The 6,263-nt window shown below is 55.2% G+C and carries 6 protein-coding genes; 4 read left to right on the plus strand and 2 right to left on the minus strand.

What is annotated here, in order from left to right:
* Together OGW13_RS03690 and ugpQ are read left to right on the plus strand one after the other, a co-directional pair.
* Positions 1 to 1,071, plus strand: coding sequence for a sn-glycerol-3-phosphate import ATP-binding protein UgpC (locus OGW13_RS03690; protein WP_287115658.1), 1,071 nt, complete (start codon positions 1 to 3; stop codon positions 1,069 to 1,071).
* Positions 1,068 to 1,814, plus strand: a complete 747-nt coding sequence (gene ugpQ / locus OGW13_RS03695) for a glycerophosphodiester phosphodiesterase (protein WP_044253558.1) — start codon at positions 1,068 to 1,070, stop codon at positions 1,812 to 1,814. Before OGW13_RS03690 ends, ugpQ begins: the two co-directional genes overlap by 4 nt.
* On the opposite strand, the gene OGW13_RS03700 is transcribed toward ugpQ, so the two are convergent.
* Positions 1,798 to 2,175 carry a DUF2756 family protein gene (locus tag OGW13_RS03700; RefSeq protein ID WP_042998465.1) on the minus strand — a complete coding sequence of 126 codons (378 nt, stop codon included), beginning with the start codon at positions 2,173 to 2,175 and terminating at the stop codon, positions 1,798 to 1,800. The two genes, ugpQ and OGW13_RS03700, sit on opposite strands and share 17 nt — an antisense overlap.
* Before the next feature lie 119 nt (positions 2,176 to 2,294).
* Here OGW13_RS03700 and ggt point away from each other — a divergent pair, with 119 nt between their 5' ends.
* Complete coding sequence (ggt, locus tag OGW13_RS03705) at positions 2,295 to 4,040, plus strand: gamma-glutamyltransferase (RefSeq protein WP_287115661.1); 1,746 nt, start codon at positions 2,295 to 2,297, stop codon at positions 4,038 to 4,040.
* 87 nt (positions 4,041 to 4,127) lie between these two features.
* On the opposite strand, the gene yhhY is transcribed toward ggt, so the two are convergent.
* Positions 4,128 to 4,616 carry an N-acetyltransferase gene (gene yhhY, locus OGW13_RS03710; RefSeq protein ID WP_042998463.1) on the minus strand — a complete coding sequence of 163 codons (489 nt, stop codon included), beginning with the start codon at positions 4,614 to 4,616 and terminating at the stop codon, positions 4,128 to 4,130.
* Positions 4,617 to 4,974: 358 nt separating this feature from the next.
* On the opposite strand from yhhY, the gene OGW13_RS03715 reads away from it, so the two are divergent.
* Positions 4,975 to 5,997 carry an IS110 family RNA-guided transposase gene (locus OGW13_RS03715; RefSeq protein ID WP_061548413.1) on the plus strand — a complete coding sequence of 341 codons (1,023 nt, stop codon included), beginning with the start codon at positions 4,975 to 4,977 and terminating at the stop codon, positions 5,995 to 5,997.
* The last annotated feature ends 266 nt before the right edge of the window (positions 5,998 to 6,263 follow it).

A 6,263-nucleotide genomic window follows, 5' to 3' on the forward strand; every position in this document is an offset into this window, starting at 1 on the left:
ATGGCAGGTTTAAAATTACAGGCAGTAACCAAAAGCTGGGATGGCAAAACCCAGGTGATTCAACCGCTGACGCTGGACGTGGCGGACGGTGAGTTCATTGTGATGGTCGGCCCGTCCGGCTGCGGGAAATCAACGCTTCTGCGGATGGTGGCCGGGCTGGAGCACGTCACCAGCGGCGATATCTGGATTGACCGTCAGCGCGTGACTGAAATGGAGCCGAAAGACAGGGGCATCGCGATGGTCTTCCAGAACTATGCGCTCTACCCGCACATGAGCGTGGAAGAGAACATGGCGTGGGGGCTGAAAATCCGTGGGATGGGCAAGGGACACATCGAACAGCGGGTGAAAGAAGCGGCGCGTATTCTCGAACTGGACGGTCTGCTCAAACGTCGTCCGCGCGAACTCTCCGGCGGTCAGCGCCAGCGTGTGGCGATGGGGCGTGCCATTGTGCGCGACCCTGCGGTTTTCCTGTTTGATGAGCCGCTGTCGAACCTCGATGCCAAACTGCGCGTGCAGATGCGTCTGGAGCTTCAGCACCTGCACCGTCGTCTGAAAACCACCTCGCTATACGTGACCCACGATCAGGTCGAAGCGATGACGCTCGCCCAGCGCGTGATGGTGATGAATAAAGGTATTGCCGAGCAGATTGGCACGCCGGTAGAGGTCTATGAAAAACCGGCCAGCCGCTTTGTGGCGAGCTTTATCGGCAGCCCGGCGATGAACCTGCTGGAAGGACGTATCAGCCATGCGGATACGCACTTCGAACTGGAAAGCGGCATGGCGCTGCCCATCAATTGGTACTATCGTGGCTACGCCGGGCGAAAAATGACGCTGGGTATCCGCCCGGAACATATTACGCTAAGCTCCCAGGCGGAGGGCGGTGTGCCGCTGGTGATGGACACGCTGGAGATGTTGGGCGCCGATAATCTGGCGCACGGTCGCTGGGGCGATCAGAAACTGGTGGTGCGTCTGGCCCATCAGGAACGCCCAAAGGCAGGCAGCACGCTGTGGCTGCATCTGCCGGAAAATCATTTGCACCTTTTTGATGGTGAAACAGGACAACGTGTATGAGTAACTGGCCGTATCCCCGCATCGTCGCCCATCGCGGCGGCGGTAAACTGGCGCCGGAAAATACGCTGGCGGCGATCGACGTCGGCGCGCATTACGGGCACACCATGATCGAGTTCGACGCGAAGCTGTCGAAGGACGGGGAAATTTTCCTGCTGCACGACGATAACCTTGAGCGCACCAGCAACGGCTGGGGCGTGGCGGGAGAGCTCAACTGGCAGGATTTGCTGCGGGTGGATGCCGGTGGCTGGTACAGCGGCGAGTTTAAAGGCGAACCGCTGCCGTTGCTCTCGCAGGTGGCCGCGCGTTGTCGCCAGCATGGCCTGATGGCCAATATCGAAATTAAACCGACTACCGGAACCGGACCGCTGACGGGGAAAGTGATTGCTCTCGCCGCGCGTGAGCTGTGGCAGGGGATGACTGCGCCGCTGCTGTCGTCATTTGAAATTGATGCGCTGGAAGCGGCGCAGGCCGCCGTACCAGAGCTGCCGCGAGGGTTGTTACTTGACGAGTGGCGTGATGACTGGCGCGAACTGACCACTCGCCTGGCGTGCGTGTCGATTCACCTGAATCACAAGCTACTGGATGAAGCGTGGGTCAGACAGCTTAAAGCGGCGGGATTACATATTCTGGTCTACACCGTCAACAAACCCCAGCGTGCGGCTGAACTGCTACGCTGGGGCGTGGACTGCATCTGTACGGATGCGATTGACGTGATTGGCCCGGACTTTACTGCTGCGGATTAAGCATATCGCCATTCTGCCGCGGCGGTAGCATGTGCTGCTGGCCGCTCTCCAGACGCGTACCGCCGCTCAACATGCCGCCGTTGGTATTGGGCAACGGCTGCTCGCGTACCTGACCCTGCTGGATCCGCTGCTGATTGTTGTTCATCTGTGTTTGCAGATTTTGCTGCTGAAGCTGCGTCTGCGTTTTTAACTGCTGATTCAGCATTCCTTTCTGCTGGATCTGCTGCGTCTGCATCTGCGTCTGCATCCGTTGCTGGCTGGGGATCTGATAGCCCGGCTGGTTCGGATTGTTCAGCGTGTTAATCGGCTGTGCGAGACAGGCAAACGGCAGTAGCGCTGTCAAAATTACGTATCGTTTCATCATCATTCCTCCACTGAGGTCTCTCTTAAGTTTACCCCTTTCCCGGCGAAACGAGGATCATTTCAGAGTTATGCACCAGGCTTAGTGGGGGGCTGACCCCACATCTTTGGAGAATAACGATGACGAAACCGACGTTTTTACGCCGGGTAGCCCTTGCTGCTCTGCTCTCAGGAAGCTGTTTCAGTGTGCTCGCCGCCCCCCCTCCACCCCCTCCGGTGTCGTATGGGGTGGAAGAGGATGTGTTCCATCCCGTTCGCGCCAGGCAGGGAATGGTGGCCTCGGTAGATGCCATGGCCACGAAGGTTGGGGTGGATATTCTCAAACAGGGCGGGAACGCCGTGGATGCTGCGGTCGCCGTAGGGTATGCGCTGGCGGTAACGCATCCGCAGGCCGGGAATCTGGGCGGCGGCGGTTTTATGTTGCTGCGTACTAAAGACGGCAAGACCACGGCGATCGATTTTCGCGAAATGGCGCCCGCTAACGCCACGCGCGATATGTTCCTTGACGACCAGGGCAATCCGGACAGTAAAAAATCGCTGACCTCCCATCTGGCGTCCGGCACGCCGGGCACCGTGGCCGGGTTCTCTCTGGCGCTGGAAAAATATGGCACCCTGCCGCTCAACAAGGTGGTGCGTCCGGCGATCAAACTGGCGGAAGAGGGCTTTATAGTTAACGATGCGCTGGCGGACGATCTAAAAACCTACGGCAGTGAAGTCATTCCGAATCACGAAAACAGCAAAGCCATTTTCTGGAAGGACGGTGAGCCGCTGAAAAAGGGCGACAAACTGGTACAAAAAAATCTGGCGAAAAGCCTGGAGTTGATTGCGGAAAAGGGGCCGGATGCCTTTTATAAAGGGGAGATTGCCGACCAGATTGCGCAGGAGATGCAGAAAAATGGCGGGCTGATGACCAAAGAGGATTTGGCGGGCTATAAAGCGGTAGAGCGCACGCCAATTAGCGGTGACTATCGCGGATATCAGGTCTTCTCGATGCCACCGCCGTCCTCTGGCGGGATCCACATCGTGCAAATCCTGAATATCCTTGAAAACTTCGACATGAAACAATACGGCTTCGGCAGTGCGGACGCCATGCAGGTGATGGCGGAAGCGGAGAAACAGGCCTACGCCGATCGTTCGGAATACCTGGGCGACCCGGATTTTGTGAAGGTGCCGTGGCAGGCGCTGACCAACAAAGATTACGCCAAATCGATTGCCGAACGGATCGATATCAACAAGGCGAAACCCTCCAGCGAAATTCGCCCTGGCAAACTGGCGCCCTACGAGAGTAACCAGACCACTCACTTCTCGGTGGTGGATAAAGACGGTAACGCCGTGGCGGTCACTTATACCCTCAACACCACCTTCGGGACCGGCATTGTGGCGGGGGATACCGGCATTCTGCTGAATAACGAGATGGATGACTTCTCAGCTAAGCCGGGCGTGCCAAATGTCTATGGTCTGGTGGGAGGCGATGCCAACGCCGTTGGGCCGAAGAAACGTCCGCTGTCGTCAATGTCGCCCACCATCGTGGTGAAAGACGGTAAAACCTGGCTGGTTACGGGCAGTCCGGGTGGGAGCCGGATTATCACGACTGTGCTGCAAATGGTGGTCAACAGCATCGATTTCGGGATGAATGTGGCGGAAGCGACCAACGCGCCGCGTTTCCATCATCAGTGGCTGCCGGATGAGCTGCGTGTGGAGAAAGGCTTTAGTCCGGATACCCTCAAACTACTTGAGCAAAAAGGGCAGAAGGTTGCGCTGAAAGAAGCGATGGGTAGCACACAGAGCATTATGGTAGGTCCGGACGGCGCGCTGTATGGCGCATCAGACCCACGCACTGTGGACGATTTAACGGCAGGGTATTGATTTTGTTGCCGGGTGGCGGCTTCGCCTTACCCGGCCTACGTTTGTGCAGCTGTAGGCCCGGTAAGCGTAGCGCCACCGGGCAATTTGTCACTTCATCCGCGCCATAAAATAGGCATCGACGTACTCGCCGTTACGCAGGCCGTACTTCTTGCCGGTGCCTTCAATTTCAAAACCATATTTTTTATACACGGCTATGGCGGGGGCGTTATCGACAAACACCGTTAATTCGATGCGTTCAACGCGCAGCCAGTTGTCGCACATGTCGATCATGGTCCGCATTAATGCGCTGGCGACACCGCGGTTTTGCCATTGCGCATCAACACAAATACCGAAATCGGCGACGTGACTCCTGCGTGGACGCTGAACGACGGCAATGCACAAATGTCCAACCACGCGATCGTCAATGCAGGCCACAAGTTGTTTGATGCCGGGCTGTTCGGCGAGTCGCGCCTGCCACATCTCACTGGATGGATGAGGAACCTGTAGCGTGTTGTGATACACCTCCGGCTGGGCATGGATCTGACGAATCGCGTCGTAATCTTTGGTTTCAGCATGGCGTATCACTATCTCACTCATTCCCGATCTCCTTTAGGGGTTATTGAGTCTTTACAGTCGCTGAGATTAAAAATGTCGTCAACTGCATTTTTTTGAAGAAATCGCTGGACAACTGCGAATGAGAATGATTATTATTGCTTTGCGTTCAGGAAGACCCTTGCGGAGAACCTGAAAGCACGACATTGCTCACATTGCTTCCAGTATTATTTTAGCCAGCCGGGTGCTGGCTTTTTTTTGGTTTTTTTCAGCCAGGCTGACTTGTTATTTTGTCCCGGGGAAGTGCCCGAGCTCCTCACGAATGGAAGGGACTTCCCCTGATTATGCGCCTGATTAACTCTTGTGCAATCATGGGGTAAACACAACCCCGGAGGGATTCGTTATGACCATTACTACTGTCGGTATCGATCTTGCTAAAAATGTGTTCGCTGTTCATTGCGTTGACCAGAATGGCAAAACCGTTCTGGTTAAATCCAGAGTAACCCGCGCAGCTCTTCCCGGGCTGATTGCTGGTTTGCCGCCCTGTGTTATCGGGATGGAGGCGTGCTCCGGGGCTCATTACTGGGCAAGACTGTTTCGGCAGTATGGTCATGAGCCGCGTCTGATGGCCGCTAAATTTGTATCGCCTTACCGCATCGCTGGTAAATCAGGGAAAAATGATGCAGCTGATGCTCAGGCTATCTGCGAGGCGGTTCGTCGCCCACATATGCGGTTTGTGCCGGTTAAGGATAAGAGCCAGCAGGCAATGCAGTGTCTGCATCGTACCCGACAGGGTTTTATCGAAGAGAAAACAGCAACATATAATCGTCTCCGGGGGTTGATATCTGAATTCGGCGTTATCGCCCCACAAAGTACAGATGCCCTGCGCCACATAGTTTTTGAGCAGAAGAATTCTTTACCACTTCAGGTTCAGCAATGTGTTGATGATTTGCTGGAGCACGTTGCTCGCATTGAAGATAACATCGCTGAATATGACCGAATTTTGTCCCGCATGGCCAAAACAGATCATCGCAGTCAGCGGCTGATGGAATTGAAGGGCGTTGGCCCCACAACGGCCTGTGCGCTGGTCGCCAGTATCGGTAATGCACATGATTTTAAGAATGGGCGCCAGCTGGCAGCCTGGCTGGGACTGACACCATCGCAGTACAGCAGCGGCGGAAAGTCGAAGCTTGGCAGGATAACGAAAGCTGGCGATTCGTATCTGAGAACACTTCTGGTTCAGGGTGCCCGCTCGGTACTGATCGGGGCGGAGAAAAGGACTGATTTATTCAGTCGTTGGGTCTGCTCACTGGTCGAACGCAGAGGATACTGGCGCGCTGTTGTTGCCATCGCTGCCAAAAATGCAAGACTGTGCTGGGCATCATTGCATTACGGTGATGATTTCAGGTTGTACTCAGCCAGCTAAAGTACAAAGCTGTATGACCATCTGATCTGCAACTCGTTGATGATAAAGGGTTAGACCCCGTGAGGTATATCTGCTTATTGTACAGGGCAAGTGTACCCGACTAACGAACTAGAGCCTCACGAGCGTCTTTCATCAGGGTCCGAATCGATGACGATTCATCATGACCGTTTATAGTACCGCAGTCTCTCCCCTTTATTTTTTTACTATAGTGCAGACAGAAACCGTAAACACCGGCGTTGACATGCCGGGGAAGCCCTTATAGTACA

Origin of the sequence: Citrobacter sp. Ca225 (assembly GCF_030337175.1) — a bacterium.
In the GTDB taxonomy this organism is placed as follows: Bacteria; Pseudomonadota; Gammaproteobacteria; order Enterobacterales; family Enterobacteriaceae; genus Citrobacter_A; species Citrobacter_A amalonaticus.